This window comes from Mycobacterium seoulense, assembly GCF_010731595.1.
GTDB lineage: Bacteria > Actinomycetota > Actinomycetes > Mycobacteriales > Mycobacteriaceae > Mycobacterium > Mycobacterium seoulense.
Genome location: NZ_AP022582.1, coordinates 420298 through 436753, shown reverse-complemented (window position 1 = coordinate 436753; position 16456 = coordinate 420298). Strand labels below are relative to the sequence as shown.

Here is a 16456-nt window from a genome sequence, read left to right as displayed (position 1 = left end):
GCCTCCTCACAGGAGTGTCGGCGGCCGGAAAACCGGGCGGTCGGCGCAGCGGCCACACAAGCCACATCCGTCACTCGGAGAGCTGCAATACGTGAGTACGAAACGTGATAGCGCCGGCGCTATCACGTTTGCGATCCGACCGCAGCCGCCCACGGCGGTGCCCCTGTGGCTGATGTGATCAGCGCTCGACGAAACCCTCGAACCGTTCCTGCGGCTGCGACCAGTCCGCGACGACCTTGTCGACGCGGCCCGGCCTCGACGGCCACGACTCGCCGCCTTTGAGCAGCGCCAGCAGCTTCTCACCCGCTTCGCGCGGCCCCTGGGCGACCACCAGCACGCGGCCGTCGGCCTGGTTGGCCGCATAGCCGGTAAGGCCCAGCTCGAGCGCCCGGCAGCGCGTCCACCAGCGGAAGCCGACGCCCTGGACCTGGCCGTGCACCCAGGCGGTGAGCCGGATGTCAGGATCCGACATCGGTCACCTTGAACTCGACCTGTGTGCCGGCTTTCAGCGTGCGCCCGACGGTGCAGACCAGGTCGATCGCCCGGTCGACGACGGTCAGCAGGCGCTCCTTCTCCTCCGGCGACAGCCCGGAAAGGTCGAGCTCGAGCGTCTCTTCCAGCAGTGGATAGACCTCGCGTTCGCGGTCGGCGTCGCCGGAGACCCTCACCACCGCCTGGTAGTCGTCGCCGAGCCGGCGCGCGAGCGGCTGGTCGCTGGACATCCCGCTGCACGCGGCGAGCGCGATCTTCAGCAGCTCGCCGGGGGTGAACACGCCCTCGACGTCCTCCGAGCCGACGAGTACCTGCGCACCGCGCGAGCTATGCCCGGTGTAGCGGCGCGATCCGGTGCGCTGCACCCATAGTTCGGTCATGCCCTACTTTTTACCGGGCGGTGCGCGCCCGGTGCCGCGGGCATACTGCGTTTCATGACCACCGTGGTCGCATTCCACGTCGTCGTCACCGCGACCGACGGGCGGATTCAGAACGACGAAGGTGGTTTCCGCCTGGACGAATTGCATTCGAGCGCCGACATTTTGGGTGTCCGCTGTGCTACCCGGATCCACCGGGACGCGTGCGTTTCGGGCGAGCGGACGTCGAGGAAGCGGCGCAGCGACTCGCGGCGATTCTCGGCTCGGACTGCTGTTTCCCGCGAGTGGTTTGTCGACCCCGCCTTACCCGCCGGTGCTGCCCGCCGGGACATCTTCGAGTGAACGCTCCCTCAGCGGACGATCAACGACAGCAGCTTCTTACCCAACGAGATTGCGGTCGAACCGCTTTCGCAGGCCACCACGACTCGCTCGTCGAACCGCCGCCGCAGTTCGCGCTCGAATACGTCCCGTAGTGTGGACGTCGCCGCCGGACATCCGTCGCACGCGCCGGCCATTCGCACGGTCACGGTGTGGCCGGTCACCGAGACGAGCTCGATCGACCCGCCGTGCGAAGCGGCAAGTGCCCCGACGGGGCCCGCAAGCAGTTCCGCCGCAACGCTTTCCAAATCCGGGCCGGATGATTCCTCGACCGACCAGCCTTGCGGGTCGACCAGCGCCTCACCGAGTGCCTCGCGAACGTCGTCCCCCAGCTCACGCCAGCCGCTGCCCGCGCCGAGCGTGATCAGAATGTCGTCGGCGCCGACCGTAATCTCGGCGATCGTCCCGCTGCCCAGCATTGCGCCCAGCCTGCCCGGGGCCTGCCGGACGCGGCCGCGCGCCGGCAGCCGGTCGGGCGGGACCACCCAGCGCAGCTGTGCGGGATCGGACGTGGCCGTGGCGTGGATCGGGATCATGCGCCCACGCCGATCGCGATCGACCGGGCGGCGAACGCCATCGTCCATGCCAGGACGAACATGTAGCACCAGGCGAAGGCGGGCCACCGCCAGGAATTCGTCTCGCGGCGCATCACCGCGACGGTGGACATGCATTGCAGCGCGAAGATGAAGTACGCCATCAGCGCGATGACGGTCGGCGAGGTGAACACCTGGTGGCCGTCCTCGTCCGTCATGCCGACGAGAGCCTCATGCGGGTCCTCGGGGTTCGTCGCCGCCGACACCTGGCCCAGGGTCGACACGAAAACCTCACGCGCCGAGAAGGAACCGAGCAGGGCGACGTTGATGTGCCAATCGAACCCCAGCGGCTTGAACACCGGCCCGATCGCCTTGCCGACATCGGCGGCGTAACTGTGGTCCATCACGTAGGCGGTCGTCTCGGTCGCCGACATGTGCGCGGTTTCCGCTTGGCGTGCGGGCAGATTCAGCAGCACCCACAGCACCACCGACGTGCCCAAGATGATGGTTCCGGCCTTGCGCAAGAACACTTTGGCCGAATCCCACATCGTGATGAGCACGTTTCTGACCGACGGGAAGCGGTACGGCGGAAGCTCCATCGTGAACGGCAGCAGGTCGCTGCGCAGGATCGTCGACTTGAACAGCGACGCGGCGATCAGCGCCGAGGTGCCGCCGCACAGATACAGCAGGAACATCGCGACGCCCTGTGCGCTCAGGCCCCACCACTGGGTCTGCGGCGAAACCAGCAGCCCCACCAGCAGGGTGAACACCGGAAGCCGTGCCGAGCAGGTCATCAGCGGCGCCGTGATGATGGTGGCGATCCGGTCGCGCGATGACGGCAGCGTCCGGGTGGCCATGATTCCCGGGATCGCGCACGCAAACGACGAGAGCATCGCGACGAAGGCGCGACCCTCCAACCCCGTCGCGGCCATCACCCGGTCCATCAAGAACGCGGCCCGCGCCATGTAGCCGACGTTCTCCAACAACGCGATCAAGAGGAACAGCAACACGATCTGCGGGATGAACTGAAGCACCGTGCCCACGCCCCCGATGAGGCCCTGGCCGAGCAGGCCGCGCACCACGTAGTTGCCTACGTGGTCGCTGACCAGTGCGCCCAGCCAGCCCAGCCCCTGACTCACCCGGTCCTGCAGGGGCGCGGCGACGGTGAACACGACCTGAAAGAAGCAGAACATCACCGCGAAGAAGATGACGGTTCCCCACAACGGATGCAGGACGATCGCGTCGATTCCTCGCGTGCGCCGATCCGGGCGCGGCGCAACGTATCCGGCCGCATCCAGCACGGACTTGCCCCAGGCGTCGATCGCGTCGTCCTGACCCGGGGGCAGGATCGGGGGTCGTGACCACCGGTCGAAGGACACCAGTTGGGCGCGCAGGGTGTCGATCCCGGCCCCCCGGTGCGCGATCACCGGGATCACCGGAATGCCCAGCGCCGTCGCCAGGGCGTCGACGGAGATGCCGCCCCCGCGCGCGGTCAACTCGTCGGTCATGGTCAGCGCCAACAGGCACGGAACGTCGAGCCTCAGCACCTGCGCCACGAGCGTGACCGAACGGTGCAGTGTGGTGGCGTCGGCCACCAGGACGATCGCATCGGGCGGGGTGGTCTCGGCCATGTTGCCGACCAGCAGATCGGACACGACCTGTTCGTCCGGGCTGATGGGCTCCAGGCTGTAGGTGCCCGGCAGGTCTTCGACGGCGATCTCGAGGCCGTCCACCTTCGTGATGCCGACGCTGCGGCCGACGGTGACGCCCGGATAGTTGCCGGTCTTGGCGCGCAGTCCGGTCAGGTGGTTGAACACGGACGTCTTGCCCGCGTTGGGGCTGCCCACCAGAGCGACGCGTGCCGCGCCCGCGACTGCGACCGCGGCGCCGCCCTCCTCGTGGCAGGACGTCATGCGGGGCTGCCCGGGTCGACTTCGATCAGTTGCGCCTCGCGCCGCCGCAGGCACAGTTCGGTGTCTTGAACCCGGTAGATGGTCGGGTCGCCCATCGGGGCGCGCCGGATCACCTCGACGTGGGACGCCGGCCGGAACCCCAGCTGCCGCAGACGGCCCGCGACCACGGGTGATGCCGCCGGAGTCACGCCCACGATCGTCGCCCGCTGGCCCGGCGCGAGCTGAGCCAGCACGGTCGTCGGACCCGGTGCACGAACTGAGTTCCGCACTAGCCGCCCCGACGCCACAGGTTCACCATGCCACCCAGGATAACGATGAAAGGTGAGGGTAACCTCACCTTCTTCGGAATCGGTTCCGCAAGCGCCTCCGAGTGTGCGTCCTGGGCGATGCCGCTCGGCGTGTCGCCGCCGTCGCCGCACACTCAAAACCCCACGAGCACAGTCAAAGCCGCGGCCTCGGCTGACACTTCGGGCAGTAGACCGACGACCGGTTCATGAACTTCTCCCGGCGCATCACCGCGCCGCAGCGCCGGCAGCTCTGCCCGTCGCGGCCGTAGGCGTCCAGCGACCGGTCGAAGTAACCGGATTCTCCGTTGACGTTGATGTACAGCGAGTCGAACGACGTCCCGCCCTGCGCCAGCGCGTCGCGCATCACCTCGGCCGCGGCGTCCAGGACGGCGCCCAGCCGCGGGCGGCTCAGCGTCGCGGCGATCCGGGCGCCGTTGACCTTGGCCCGCCAGAGCGCCTCGTCGGCGTAGATGTTGCCGATGCCCGACACCACGGTTTGGTCGAGGAGCTGCCGCTTGATCTCGGAATGCTTGTGCCGCAACACATTAACGACGCCATCGCGGTCGAAGAGCGGGTCCAGCGGGTCGCGCGCGAGGTGTGCGACGGGCGCGGGCACCACGCTCCCGTCCACGCTCACCAGATCGGCGAGCATCCACCCGCCGAAGGTGCGCTGATCGGCGAAGCTCAACACCGTCCCGTCGTCGAGCAGCGCGGAGATGCGCACGTGGTCGGCGCGCGGCACCTGTCCGAGCAGCATCTGCCCGCTCATACCGAGGTGGACCACCAGGGCCGTGTCCGATTCAGACGGCGCGGGCTCGGTGTCGAGCAGCAGCCACAGGTACTTGCCGCGCCGGTCGGTGCCGGTGATCCGGGCGTCGAGCAGCCGGGCGGTGAGGTCGGCGGGCCCGGCGTCGTGCCGGCGCACCGCGCGCGGGTGGTGCACCCGGACGGCCTTGATCGTCCTGCCCACGACGCGGGCCTGCAAGCCGCGGCGCACCACCTCGACTTCGGGTAGCTCGGGCATCTAGTGATGATCGCAAGCGCGGCGAAGCCGGGCGCGGCGGGTCATCACCATAGATCTAGACGGACGTTTTCCCCGCCGTATCGCGCGATTCCAGCGTCTTCCACGTCGCCGCCGCGGCCTTCTGCTCGGCCTCCTTCTTGGAGCGGCCGACACCGGAGCCGTATTCGGTGTCCATCACGACGACGACGGCGGTGAACTCCTTGTCGTGGTCCGGACCGGTGGAGGTGACGACGTAGGACGGCGCGCCCATGCCGCGCGCCGCGGTCAGCTCCTGCAGGCTGGTCTTCCAGTCCAGCCCGGCCCCGAGCGTCGGCGCGGCGTCGAGCAGCGCGCCGAACAGCCGCAGGATCACCTCGCGGGCCGTGTCGATCCCGTGCTGCAGGTAAATGGCGCCCAGCAGCGATTCCATCCCGTCGGCCAGGATGCTCGACTTGTCGGCGCCGCCGGTGTTGGCTTCCCCGCGCCCGAGAAACAGGTGCGCGCCCAGGCCGTCGGCGGACAGCTTGCGCGCGACGTCGGCCAGCGCTTGGGTGTTGACGACGCTGGCCCGCAGCTTGGCGAGGTCGCCTTCCGACCGGTCGGGGTGCCGGTGGTAGAGCTCGTCGGTGACGGTCAGGCCCAGCACGGCGTCGCCGAGGAATTCCAGCCGCTCATTGGTGGGCAGCCCGCCGTGCTCGTAGGCGTAGCTGCGGTGCGTCAGCGCCAGCGTGAGCACTTCTTCGGGCAGCTCGACCCCGAGCGCGTCGAGCAGGTCCTGCCGGGACGTCACCGCTCACCCCGCGGCGCGTCGGGCTCGGGAAACATGCCGGCCAGTTTCGCCCACCGCGGGTCGATGCGGTCGTGGTGGTGGCCGGGCTCGGCGGCGAGGGGCACGCCGCATTCGGGGCACAGGCCCGGGCAATCGGGCGTGCAGACGGGCGAGAACGGCAGCTCGAGTCCCACGGCGTCGACGATCGACTGCTCGAGGTCGAAGGTGTCGTCGACGATGTGACCGACCTCGTCCTCCTCGGTGGTCGCCTCGGTGGTGCTGTCGGGGTAGGCGAACAGTTCGGTCAACTGGACCTGAACCCGACCGTGGACGGGGGTCAGGCAGCGGGCGCACTCGCCCACGCTGGGCGCGTCGACCGTCCCCGTCACCAGCACACCCTCGGAGACCGACTGGACCTGCAGGTCGAGCTCCAACGGGGCGCCCGCCTCGATCGCGATCATGTCCAGCCCGATGCGCGTGGGGCTGGGCACGGTCTTCCGCAGGGTCACCATCGCCCCGGGGCGACGCCCGAGCCGGCTGATGTCAACCGTCAACGGGGAGCTAAGACGGCGCTGCGAGGTAGTGCTGTGCTGCCGCGTCATAGGAGAAATCCTACGGCGCGAACCGCACAATTCCAGGGCGCGGCCGCCCGGCTGACGCGCTAACGCACCGCGTAGTCGTGCGTGCCGGCCGCCGTCCGGAGCTGGTGGCGGCCGCGGCCGACCGAGCGCAACGTGCCGTTGAGGAACTCCTCGAACTCGGCGAGCTTGTTGTCGACGTAGATGTCGCATTCACCGCGCAGCCGGTCGGCCTCGGCATGCGCCGAGTCGATCAGACGCGTGGCCTCGGCGTTCGCCGCTTCCACCACGCTGTTCTGCGACACCAGACGCTGCTGTTCCTTGATGCCTTCTTGCACGGCCTTCTCGTAGGAGATGTTGCCGTTCTCGAGCAGCCGGTCGGCCTCGGCCTGGGCGCGGTTGACGCTGGCCTCGTACTCCCGCTTCGCCGCCGTGGCGATGCGCATCGCCTCCTCACGGGCCTCGCCCACCATCCGCTCGCTGTGCTGGCGCGCCTCGCTGACCATGCGGTCGGCCTGCGCTTTTGCGTCGGACAAGAGCCGGTCGGCCTCGGCGCGGGCGTGGTTGAGCATCGACTCGGACTCGGTGGTCGCCGAGGAGACCATCGAGTCGGCGTGCGACTTGGCGTCCTGCAGCATCGAGTCCCGCGCGTCGAGCACATCCTGGGCGTCGTCGAGCTCGCCCGGGATCGCATCCTTGATGTCGTCAATCAGCTCCAGCACGTCACCGCGCGGCACGACGCAGCCAGCCGTCATGGGAACGCCGCGCGCTTCTTCAACGATCGCGCTCAGTTCGTCGAGCGCTTCAAAGACTCGGTACACGGCCATTTCCTCCTGGCATCTGCAAAAAACTTGTTGTTACCAGTGTGCCTGGTGTTGCGCTTGTGACAGTGGTGGCGAGGCCGGTGTGTCGGACATTCGACCGGACCGGGACCCGGTTGCCCCTGTCGCGGCCATTCTAGGGATCGCGCCGGCTCTCTGCCCTGGCCAGAACGCCTCAGCCCGGTTGACGTATACCCCAGCGGGGTATATTTTTGGGACTCCGGGCCCACCAAACGGGGAGGATCGGAGCGCTCGTGCTAGCAGCGGTCGGACACGCCTTGACAGTGGCGGGATCCATGACGTGGGAAATCCTCTGGGCGCTGATTGTGGGGTTCGCCCTGTCGGCGGTGGTGCAGGCGGTGGTGCGACGCTCGACCATCGTGGCGCTGTTGGGCGACGACCGGCCGCGCACCTTGGCGCTGGCCGCCGGCCTCGGCGCGGCATCCTCGTCGTGCTCCTACGCCGCGGTGGCGCTGGCCCGGTCGCTGTTCCGCAAGGGCGCCAGCTTCACCGCCGCCATGGCGTTCGAGATCGGTTCCACCAACCTGGTGGTCGAACTGGGCATCATTCTGGCCCTGCTGATGGGTTGGCAGTTCACCGCCGCGGAGTTCGTCGGCGGCCCGCTGATGATCGTCGTGCTCGCCGTCTTGTTCCGGTTGTTCGTGCGCTCGCGGCTCATCGATGCCGCCCGGGAACAGGCCGACCGCGGGATCGCCGGGTCGATGGAAGGCCATGCCGCCATGGACATGTCCATCAAGAAGCAGGGCTCGTTCGCTCGTCGGCTCTTCTCCGGGGAGGGCTTCACCTCCGTCGCCCATGTGTTCGTGATGGAGTGGTTGGCGATCCTGCGTGACCTCGTGCTGGGGTTGTTGATCGCGGGGGCCATCGCGGCCTGGGTGCCCGAAAAGTTCTGGCAGTCCTTCTTTTTGGCCGACCACCCGGCCTGGTCGACGATATGGGGCCCACTCGTGGGACCGATCGTGGCGATCGTGTCCTTCGTCTGCTCGATCGGCAACGTGCCGCTGGCGGCGGTGCTGTGGAACGGGGGCATCAGTTTCGGCGGGGTCATCGCGTTCATCTACGCCGACCTGCTGATCCTGCCGATCCTGAATATCTATCGCAAGTACTACGGCACCAAGATGATGCTGACGCTGTTGGGCACCTTCTACGCGGCGATGGTCGCCGCGGGCTATCTGGTCGAATTGATCTTCGGCGCAACGCATCTCATTCCCAGGGAGCGCAACGCCACGGTCATGGAAGCGGCGGTCTCGTGGAACTACACGACCTGGCTCAATATCGCCTCCCTTGCCGTGACGGCCATTCTGGTCGCCCGATTCGTCACAACGGGTGGAATTCCGATGGCACGGATGATGGGCGGCTCACCCGACGGCGGGCACGACCACGCGTGCCACTAGCGACGCTTCTTGTCGGTGGAGGGCAGCTGGCATCCGTTGCCGCGCGGCGCTTTACGAGCGGCCGGCGAGCTTCTCGCGCAGGCGGCGATTCACCGGTTCGGGCAGTAGCTGCGAGACGTCGCCGCCGAACGTCGCGACCTCCTTGGCCAAGGACGACGACACGAACGAATACCGCGGTGTCGTCGCGACGAAAAACGTGTCGACACCGGCGATGTGCTTGTTCATCTGGGCCATCTGCAGCTCGTATTCGAAGTCGGTGCCGGTGCGCAGGCCCTTCACGATCGCGGTCATGCCCTGCGACCTGACGAAGTCCACCACCAGACCCTGCCCGGCCTCGACGCGCAGGTTGGGCAGATGCGTCGTCGACTCGGTGATCATCGCGATCCGCTCGTCGAGGTCGAACATGCCCTTCTTGGCGGGGTTGGTCAGGATCGCCACCACCACCTCGTCGAACTGGGCCGACGCCCGTTCGAAGACGTCGATGTGGCCCAACGTCACTGGATCAAACGACCCGGGGCATACCGCGCCACTCATGTCGAAAGACGCTACACGTCCGCCTCAGCGTCGTTCGGCCATCTCCAGTCGGGTGTCGCCGTACACGCGTGGCGGCCACACGGACCAGCCGGCCGGCCAGGCCAGCGGCGCACCGGTCGCCGCGCGCTCCACCACCGCCACGGTTCCGGCGTCCACCCAACCGTGGCTGACCAGAGCCGTCAGCACCGCCTCCACCTCGGCGTTCTCGACGTCGTAGGGCGGGTCGGCCAGGACGACGTCGACCGTGCTCGCGGGCCCGGCCGCCAGGACAGTCGCGACCGCGCCGCGGCGCACGGTCGCACCGGTCAAACCCAGGGCGTCGATATTGCGTGCGATGACCGACGCGCTGCGCTGATCCGATTCCACGAACAGCGCCGAAGCCGCCCCGCGGGACAGCGCCTCCAATCCCAGTGCGCCCGAACCGGCGTAGAGGTCCAGCACGGCGGCGCCGCTCAGTTCGTGCCGCGCGGTCAGGATGTTGAAGAGCGACTCACGCACCCGATCGGTCGTCGGTCTGGTCCCCCGTTGCGGGACGGCGATGCGCCGGCCGCCGGCCACCCCGCCGATGATTCGGGTCACGTGGCAACACTTACAGCAGCGTCGACCAATAGTCCCAGAACCGCGCCATGATCAGCAGAAACACCGCGGTGAACCACAGCGCGACGATGGACCACCGCCATTGGTACAACATCCATGCCACACCGCGTCCCCGGCGCTGCAGCGCCGGGCGGCACGCGATCGACGCGGCGACCACCAGCAAGGTGATGGTGGCCGCCCAGACCACCATGCAGTACGGGCACAACGCGCCGATGCTGTACAGGCTTTCGTAGATCAGCCAGTGCACGAACACGGCCCCGATCACCAGCCCGACCGTCAACCCGATCCAATACCATTGCGGCAACGCCACTTTGGTCACCGCCAACAGCCCGGTCACGACCACCACGGTGAACGCCCCCAGGCCGAGCAGCGGATTGGGGAATCCCAGCACCGACGCCTGCGGCGTGACCATCACCGAGCCGCACGACAGGATCGGGTTGAAGTTGCACGACGGCACGTACGCCGGGTTGAGCAGCAGGTCGATCTTCTCCACCGTCAGCGTCGCGGAGGCGACCAGGCCGATCACACCGGCGATCAGCACCCACCACGCGCTGGGCGCCGGCACGCGCGCTTCGGGACGCGATTGCGGTGTCAGGTCTTCGGTTTGGGCTGACGCCGGGGTGATCACGTGGCCGGAGGGCTGACGGCCCCGTCGATGCCCGGCACATCGCCCACGATGCTCTTGATCTTGGCGACCAGCGCGTCGGGCGTGGACGGGTCGTAATCGTCGCCGTTGATCTTGATGGTCGGCGTGGCGTTGATCTTCGCGGCCGCCGCCTCGGCGGTGACCTTGGAAACGTACTTGCCGCTGTTGATGCAGTCGGGCACCTTGCCCACCACGCCGGCCTCCCGGGCGAGCTCGATCAACCGCGCGTTGTCCGGGAAGCTGCTGCCGCGCTCGCTGGGCTGAAGGTCGGTGGTGAACAGCGCGGTGTGAAACCGGCGGAACGCGTCGATGGACTCGTCGGCCACGCAGAGGGCCGCCGCGCCCGCCCGCGACGAGTAGTTCTGGTTCCTGGAGTTGTCGAGGATCGACACCATGGAGTAGTCGGCCGCGATGGCGCCGACGTCGATGAGCCTGGACACCGTCGGGCCGAACGTGCGCTCGAAGTTGCCGCAGGCCGGGCACAGGAAGTCTTCGTAGAACGTGACCACGGCCTTGGGGTTGGTGGTCCCGGGCTGGGTGACCAGCTTGCTCGACGTCACGCGCACCGTGTCCCCCGCGCCGATGGCGGCGGTCTTCTTGTGGTGCGTGACCACGATGTAGGAGACCAGCGCGACCAGGAAGATGACGACGACGGCGGTCCCGCCGATCTGAACGAGTCGGCCCGATTTACCGTCGGTCGCCTTCAAGTCGAAGCGCGGAGGGCGTTTGGGTTTGTCGGCCACAGTCTGCGTGATCCTTCGGTACTCGGGGTGTCGTTCGTAGGCGCCTCTAGGTTACCGGCGCCAACCGCGCATCAGGTCAGACCCGGCTCAGGTGGGCACGCAAAGCCGAAATCAACTCGGTGGTCGCGGCGGCGCTGCCGCCGCCGAGCTTGAACAGATTCGCGAAGCCGTGCGTCAGCGACCCCATGCACCGCAGATCGACGGGGGTCCCGGCGGCCTGCAGGGCCGCCGCGTAGCTCTCGCCTTCGTCGCGCAACGGATCGAAACCGGCGACCGCGATCAGCGCGGGCGCGAGCCCCGCCAGCGACTCGGCCAGCAGCGGCGATATCCGGGGATCGGCCCGGTCGACGCTCGAACGCCTCAGGTATTGCGACTCGAACCAATCGATGTCGCGCTTGGTCAGCAGGAACCCGCGGGCGAACAGGCTCAGTGAGCGGGTCTGGGTGGTGAAGTCGGTCCGCGGGTAGATCAGCCACTGCAGCGCGGGCGCGGGGGCGCCCTCGTCGCGGGCCAGCTGGCAGACGACGGCGGCCAGGTTGCCGCCCGCGCTGTCGCCGCCCACGGCGACCCGACCGGGCGCGGCCCCGAGTTCCTCGGCGTGGTCGTACGCCCACCGGAAGGCGGCGTAGGCGTCCTCGACCGCGGCCGGCGCCGGGTGCTCGGGCGCCAGCCGGTAGTCGATCGACAACACGTGGACGCCGGCGTCGCGGCACGTCAACCGGCAGAGCGCGTCGTAGGAGTCCAGGTCGCCGATCGACCATCCGCCGCCGTGGTAGAAGACCAGCAGCGGCGCCGACGCGCCGTTGACGGGACGGTAGTGCCGCGCGGGGATCTCGCCCGCCGGTCCGGGCAGCGACAGGTCCTCGACGTCGACGTGGATCTGCGGGCCGGGAAGTTCGAGCGACAGCTGGCGCATCTGAGCGCGGGACGCGACCGGGTCGTCGTCGACGACCAGGCCGTCGATGCCGACGGCGCGCAGACCGGAGAGCATCAACTGAAGCGTGGGATCCAAGGTGTTGCCGTCGATGGTCACCGAGCGGCCCCCGAACAGCGCTCGCTTGGCGGGTGTCGGGATCCACGGAATGAGCTTGACGCCGATCGTGGAGACCGCGCCCTGCATGCGACTGGCCAGCCGCATGGGCGGATGCTTCGGTCCGAGGTGTAGGTCCGGCGCGGGCACGCTCTTGGTCATGGGCACTCCCTCGAATGAACGTCTTTCGGCCCCGGGCGGCCCGGGGGGTGCGGCTCGTGCCGCGCTCCGCGCCGGTCACCGGCAAGGCGGCTACGGGGTCCGGTCTGCCGTGTGACCAACTCTACGTGGTGGCGAATTCGTGGAATGCAGACCACGGCCGGATATCACCGCAGCCGCCCCGGTGTTGATGAGGTGGTATTTTCCAGCTCGGTAATATCGTGATCCCCAAGCCGAACCGCCTAATGGATTGCGAGCAGTTTCGACGTGTTCATTTCGAACCCATCGCCTCGAACTCAGCGCCGATGCAATGGCGTCGATGCAATGGCGTCGATCTCCTCGCTCGATGACGGCACCGGGCTCGGTCCACGAACCTTCAATTTCACAGGCAGGTGAATGACATTGGCTGGCGAGTCGGGCGCTGCCGTGCCCTCGATAGCTCTTAATGACGAAAACACGATGCCGGTGCTTGGCCTTGGCGTCGCGGATTTATCGGAGGACGAGACCGAACGCGCGGTCTCGGCGGCGCTGGAGATGGGCTGCCGGCTGATCGACACCGCCTCCGCCTACGGCAACGAAGCGGCCGTCGGACGCGCGATCGCGGCCTCCGGGATCCCCCGCGCCGAACTGTTCGTCACCACCAAACTGGCCGCCGCCGACCACGGTTTCCTGCGATCCGAGGAGGCCTGCAAAGAGAGCCTGGAGCGGCTGGGCCTCGATTACATCGACCTGTACCTGATTCACTGGCCGGTGCCGTCCCGCGGTGAATATGTGAATTCCTTCGGGGGGCTGATCCAGTGCCGCGGCAACGGGCTGGCCCGTTCGATCGGTGTCTCCAACTTCACCGAAGTGCATGTCACCGACATCATCGACCTCACCTTCGTCACCCCTGCGGTCAATCAGGTCGAGCTGCACCCGCTGCTCAACCAGGCCGAGATCCGCAAGGTCGACGCGGAGCACAACGTCGTCACCCAGGCCTACACGCCGCTGGCGTTGGGCAAGCTGATGGACAACCCGACGGTGAGTTCGGTCGCCGGCGAATACGGCAAGACGCCCGCCCAGGTGCTGCTGCGGTGGAACCTGCAGCTGGGCAACGCGGTCGTCTTCCGGTCGGCCAGGCCCGAGCACATCGCCGGGAACCTCGACGTGTTCGACTTCGAGTTGGCCGCCGAGCACATGGACGCGATCAACGGGCTCAACGACGGCACCCGGCTGCGCCCGGACCCCAACACCTTCGAGGGCGTCTGAGCTAGGCCGCCGGGCAGGTGGCGGCCGCCTGACGCAATATCCCGGTCGACGGCTGGTCCACCGGCAGCGCATAGCCGCGCAGCACGGCGATGAACTGCATCGCGTATTGGCAGGCGAACGCGGCGTTCGGCGGCATCCATTGCGCGGGGGCCGCGTCGCCCTTGTCCTGATTGGCCTGCCCGTCGACGGCCAGCAGGTTGGCCGGATCGTTGGCGAACCGCAGGCGCTCGTCTGCCGGCCACGCGTAGGCGCCCATGTCCCAGGCGTAGGCGAGCGGGACGATGTGGTCGATCTGCACCGCCTCGCCGACCTTGGCGCCGCGCTGGAAGTCGATGGTCTTGTTGGTGTACGGATCGTGCAGGGTGCCGGTGGCCACCGCGTCGGGACACCGTTTGGTCGACACATGCGTCTTGTCGACGAGGTCGCGGTTGAGGATGTCGTCGCGGGTGTCGCAGCCGTTGTGCCCCAGCGGGGCATCGTTGTCGTCGGTCCACGCGTCGCCGAACGCGGCCCGGCGGTAGTCATAACGGTGGGCCCGCAGCGGCAGCACCGCGATACCCGCGAGCACGTCGGTGCCCGGCTGCACCGTCGGAACGTCGGCGCGCGCCGCGTATTCGGCGGCGTGCCTGGCCGCCGAGGATCCGACCGTCTGGTAGGCCACCAGCAGTGCGAGTGCCGCGACCGCGCACAACCACAGCAGCACCTTACGATTCACGACTTGTCCAGGTATTCGATCCGGTCGGTGGTGACGAAAGGCGCTGCGAGCAAGGCCAATTCGGGGCTCGCCGGGTCCTCCCCGTAGGCGCGGACGCAGAAGTCGCGGGCGGCCTCGATGACGTCGCGGTGATCGGCCAACGAGAGCAGGCGCAGGTTGATGGCGCGACCGGACTGGTTGCGACCCAACACGTCGCCCTCCCGGCGCTCCTTGAGGTCCAGGTCGGCGAGCGCGAACCCGTCCAAGGTCGCGGCCACGGCGGAAAGCCGCTTGCCCGCCGGCGATTCCGGTGACACCCAGCTCGCCAGCAGGCACAGGCTGGGATGCTGCCCGCGGCCGATGCGGCCCCGCAGCTGATGCAGTTGGCTGATACCGAAGCGGTCGGCGTCCATCACCAGCATCAAGGTGGCATTGGGGACATCCACACCCACCTCGATCACGGTGGTGCACACCAGCACATCGACCTCACCGGCCCGAAACGCCGCCATCGCAGCGTCCTTCTCGTCGGCCGACAACCGCCCGTGCATCAGTCCCACGCGCACGTTCGCGAGCTCCCCCGAACGCAGCCGGGCGTACAGACCCTCGGCGGTTTCCGACGGCCTCACGTTCTGCTCCTGCTTCTCGGGATCGTCGGTCTCGTCGATCCGGGGTGCCACCACGTAGGCCTGGCGGCCGGCCGCAACCTCTTCGACGATGCGCCGCCAGGCACGCTCGAGCCACGCCGGCTTCTCCTTGACGAAAATGACGTTGCTGGTGATCGGCTGGCGCCCGCGCGGAAGTTCGCGCAGCGTAGAGGTTTCCAGGTCGCCGTAGACGGTCAGCGCGACCGTGCGCGGAATGGGCGTCGCCGTCATCACCAACAGGTGCGGTGTGACACCGGGACGGGCCTTGGCCCGCAACTGGTCTCGCTGTTCGACGCCGAACCGGTGTTGCTCGTCGACGACCACCATGCCGAGGTTGTGGAATTCCACCGCGCCCTGCAACAGCGCATGGGTGCCGACGACGATCCCGGCCTGACCGGTTGCCACCTCGTCACGGACCTGCTTCTTCTGCGTCGCCGTCATCGACCCGGTGAGCAGCGCGACCCGGGTGGCGTTATCCGCCCCGCCGAGCTGGCCCGCCATCGCCAACGGGCCTAGCACATCGTTGATCGACCGCATGTGTTGGGCGGCAAGCACTTCCGTGGGGGCCAGCAGCGCACACTGGTAACCGGCGTCCACCAGCTGGAGCATCGCCAGCACCGCGACGATGGTCTTGCCCGACCCGACCTCGCCCTGCAGCAGGCGGTTCATCGGCCGGGTGGCCGCCAGCTCCTGCGCGAACACGTCGAGCACTTCGCGTTGTCCCGCGGTCAGCTCGAACGGCAACCGCCCCAACAGTTCCGCGGCAAGGCCGTCGGGGCGTGGCGGCGCCGGCGGCCCCGATTCCGACAGCTCGCTGTGCCGCCGGGCCACCAGCGCCCACTGCAACCCGATGGCTTCATCGAAGGTCAGGCGTTCCCGGGCCCGCATCCGCGCCGACTCGTCCTCGGCGAGATGGATGTCGCGCAACGCCCGATCCTCGGAGACCAGGCCGTAGCGGCCGCGCAGGTCGGCGGGTAACGGATCATCCACCGGGTCCAGGACGTCGAGCACCTGGCGCACGCACCGGAAGATGTCCCAGCTTTGCAGCTTCGTCGTCGCCGGATAGATCGGAAAGAAGGCCCGCTCGAACGCCGACATCTGCAGCTCGCCGGTGGTGGCCTGCGAGGCGATGGCGATGTTCTTCAGTGAGCTCGTGCCGCGATTCTTGCCATCCGGGGAGTCGAGGATGAGAAAGGCCGGATGCGTCAGCTGCATGACGTTCTTGAAAAACCCGACCTCGCCGGAAAGCATCACCTTGGTGCCCTCGGTCAGGCCGTTCTTCAGGTAGTTCGCGTTGAAGAAGGTCGCGGTCACCTTGTTGCGCCCGGCGCCGAGGGTGATGCGGTGGCACACCTTCTTCGGGGTCTTCTTCATCGGCCAGGTCTTGGTTTCGGTGATGGTGTCGACGATCGTGATGTGCTCGCCGGCCGGCGGACGCTGGTCGTCGGAGTCCCAGCGGGTCGCGCCCTCGGTGTAGCTGCGCGGATAGTGACGCAGCAGATCGTCGACGGTACGGATGCCCAACTCCTCGTCGAGCTGATCGGCGGCCTTGGCGCCCACCACGAAGTCCAGCCGGTCGCGCAGGGACGCCACCG

General features: G+C 68.1%; 19 protein-coding genes and 1 pseudogene. 4 read left to right on the top strand and 16 right to left on the bottom strand.

The genetic code is table 11. The features are described from left to right. Nucleotides 1–178 precede the first annotated feature (178 nt). A complete protein-coding gene (locus G6N37_RS02145) occupies nucleotides 179–472 on the bottom strand; it encodes an acylphosphatase (protein WP_163675291.1) in 294 nt (97 codons plus the stop codon). After that, complete coding sequence (locus G6N37_RS02140) at nucleotides 459–872, bottom strand: OsmC family protein (RefSeq protein ID WP_163675288.1); 414 nt, start codon at nucleotides 870–872, stop codon at nucleotides 459–461. Before G6N37_RS02140 ends, G6N37_RS02145 begins: the two co-directional genes overlap by 14 nt. Before the next feature lie 54 nt (nucleotides 873–926). Between G6N37_RS02140 and G6N37_RS26105 the strand changes: the two genes are divergently transcribed. After that, the gene (locus G6N37_RS26105; protein ID WP_232075247.1) at nucleotides 927–1211 is read left to right on the top strand and encodes a hypothetical protein; all 285 of its coding nucleotides are present in this window, start codon (nucleotides 927–929) and stop codon (nucleotides 1209–1211) included. Nucleotides 1212–1219: 8 nt separating this feature from the next. Here the strand turns inward: G6N37_RS26105 and G6N37_RS02130 are convergent, their stop codons facing one another. The 7 genes from G6N37_RS02130 to sepIVA all read right to left on the bottom strand — a co-directional run bounded on the left by G6N37_RS02130 (nucleotide 1220) and on the right by sepIVA (nucleotide 7151). After that, the gene (locus tag G6N37_RS02130) at nucleotides 1220–1783 is read right to left on the bottom strand and encodes a NifU family protein (RefSeq protein WP_163675285.1); all 564 of its coding nucleotides are present in this window, start codon (nucleotides 1781–1783) and stop codon (nucleotides 1220–1222) included. After that, entirely contained in the window at nucleotides 1780–3693 is a 1914-nt protein-coding gene (gene feoB, locus G6N37_RS02125; protein ID WP_163675282.1) for a ferrous iron transporter B, read from the bottom strand. The genes G6N37_RS02130 and feoB overlap by 4 nt, the downstream gene beginning before the upstream one ends. Then, nucleotides 3690–3926 carry a FeoA family protein gene (locus G6N37_RS02120; protein ID WP_163684484.1) on the bottom strand — a complete coding sequence of 79 codons (237 nt, stop codon included), beginning with the start codon at nucleotides 3924–3926 and terminating at the stop codon, nucleotides 3690–3692. Before G6N37_RS02120 ends, feoB begins: the two co-directional genes overlap by 4 nt. Nucleotides 3927–4134: 208 nt before the next feature. After that, complete coding sequence (mutM, locus tag G6N37_RS02115; RefSeq protein WP_163675280.1) at nucleotides 4135–5004, bottom strand: DNA-formamidopyrimidine glycosylase; 870 nt, start codon at nucleotides 5002–5004, stop codon at nucleotides 4135–4137. A gap of 55 nt (nucleotides 5005–5059) precedes the next feature. Next, on the bottom strand, nucleotides 5060–5773 hold the full coding sequence (gene rnc / locus G6N37_RS02110) for a ribonuclease III (protein ID WP_163675277.1): 714 nt from the start codon (nucleotides 5771–5773) through the stop codon (nucleotides 5060–5062). Beyond that, complete coding sequence (locus tag G6N37_RS02105; RefSeq protein ID WP_179961874.1) at nucleotides 5770–6354, bottom strand: YceD family protein; 585 nt, start codon at nucleotides 6352–6354, stop codon at nucleotides 5770–5772. The genes rnc and G6N37_RS02105 overlap by 4 nt, the downstream gene beginning before the upstream one ends. A gap of 59 nt (nucleotides 6355–6413) precedes the next feature. Next, nucleotides 6414–7151 (bottom strand): cell division protein SepIVA, encoded by a 738-nt coding sequence (sepIVA, locus tag G6N37_RS02100; RefSeq protein ID WP_163684480.1) that lies wholly within the window; start codon nucleotides 7149–7151, stop codon nucleotides 6414–6416. Between the two features lie 212 nt (nucleotides 7152–7363). On the opposite strand from sepIVA, the gene G6N37_RS02095 reads away from it, so the two are divergent. Further along, nucleotides 7364–8566, top strand: a complete 1203-nt coding sequence (locus G6N37_RS02095) for a permease (RefSeq protein WP_174813781.1) — start codon at nucleotides 7364–7366, stop codon at nucleotides 8564–8566. 51 nt (nucleotides 8567–8617) lie between these two features. On the opposite strand, the gene coaD is transcribed toward G6N37_RS02095, so the two are convergent. The 5 genes from coaD to G6N37_RS02070 form a co-directional block, all read right to left on the bottom strand. Then, nucleotides 8618–9100 carry a pantetheine-phosphate adenylyltransferase gene (gene coaD / locus G6N37_RS02090; RefSeq protein ID WP_083174026.1) on the bottom strand — a complete coding sequence of 161 codons (483 nt, stop codon included), beginning with the start codon at nucleotides 9098–9100 and terminating at the stop codon, nucleotides 8618–8620. A gap of 24 nt (nucleotides 9101–9124) precedes the next feature. Next, the gene (gene rsmD, locus G6N37_RS02085) at nucleotides 9125–9679 is read right to left on the bottom strand and encodes a 16S rRNA (guanine(966)-N(2))-methyltransferase RsmD (protein ID WP_163675274.1); all 555 of its coding nucleotides are present in this window, start codon (nucleotides 9677–9679) and stop codon (nucleotides 9125–9127) included. Nucleotides 9680–9689: 10 nt separating this feature from the next. Next, nucleotides 9690–10325: a vitamin K epoxide reductase family protein gene (locus tag G6N37_RS02080; RefSeq protein ID WP_372514718.1), complete on the bottom strand. Its 636-nt coding sequence runs from the start codon at nucleotides 10323–10325 to the stop codon at nucleotides 9690–9692. Continuing rightward, entirely contained in the window at nucleotides 10322–11086 is a 765-nt protein-coding gene (locus G6N37_RS02075; protein WP_163675271.1) for a DsbA family protein, read from the bottom strand. The genes G6N37_RS02080 and G6N37_RS02075 overlap by 4 nt, the downstream gene beginning before the upstream one ends. Before the next feature lie 76 nt (nucleotides 11087–11162). Next, nucleotides 11163–12278 (bottom strand): alpha/beta hydrolase, encoded by a 1116-nt coding sequence (locus G6N37_RS02070; RefSeq protein WP_163675268.1) that lies wholly within the window; start codon nucleotides 12276–12278, stop codon nucleotides 11163–11165. 172 nt (nucleotides 12279–12450) lie between these two features. On the opposite strand from G6N37_RS02070, the pseudogene G6N37_RS26585 reads away from it, so the two are divergent. Both G6N37_RS26585 and G6N37_RS02065 read left to right on the top strand, forming a co-directional pair. Beyond that, nucleotides 12451–12671: pseudogene (locus G6N37_RS26585) on the top strand (hypothetical protein); the annotation flags it as partial. Nucleotides 12672–12677: 6 nt separating this feature from the next. Further along, on the top strand, nucleotides 12678–13523 hold the full coding sequence (locus G6N37_RS02065) for an aldo/keto reductase (RefSeq protein WP_163684474.1): 846 nt from the start codon (nucleotides 12678–12680) through the stop codon (nucleotides 13521–13523). A 1-nt stretch (nucleotide 13524) separates the two neighbouring features. Here the strand turns inward: G6N37_RS02065 and G6N37_RS02060 are convergent, their stop codons facing one another. Further along, nucleotides 13525–14238, bottom strand: coding sequence for an HNH endonuclease family protein (locus tag G6N37_RS02060; RefSeq protein WP_163675265.1), 714 nt, complete (start codon nucleotides 14236–14238; stop codon nucleotides 13525–13527). Continuing rightward, nucleotides 14235–16454 (bottom strand): ATP-dependent DNA helicase RecG, encoded by a 2220-nt coding sequence (gene recG, locus G6N37_RS02055; RefSeq protein WP_163675262.1) that lies wholly within the window; start codon nucleotides 16452–16454, stop codon nucleotides 14235–14237. The genes G6N37_RS02060 and recG overlap by 4 nt, the downstream gene beginning before the upstream one ends. Between the last annotated feature and the right edge of the window lie 2 nt (nucleotides 16455–16456).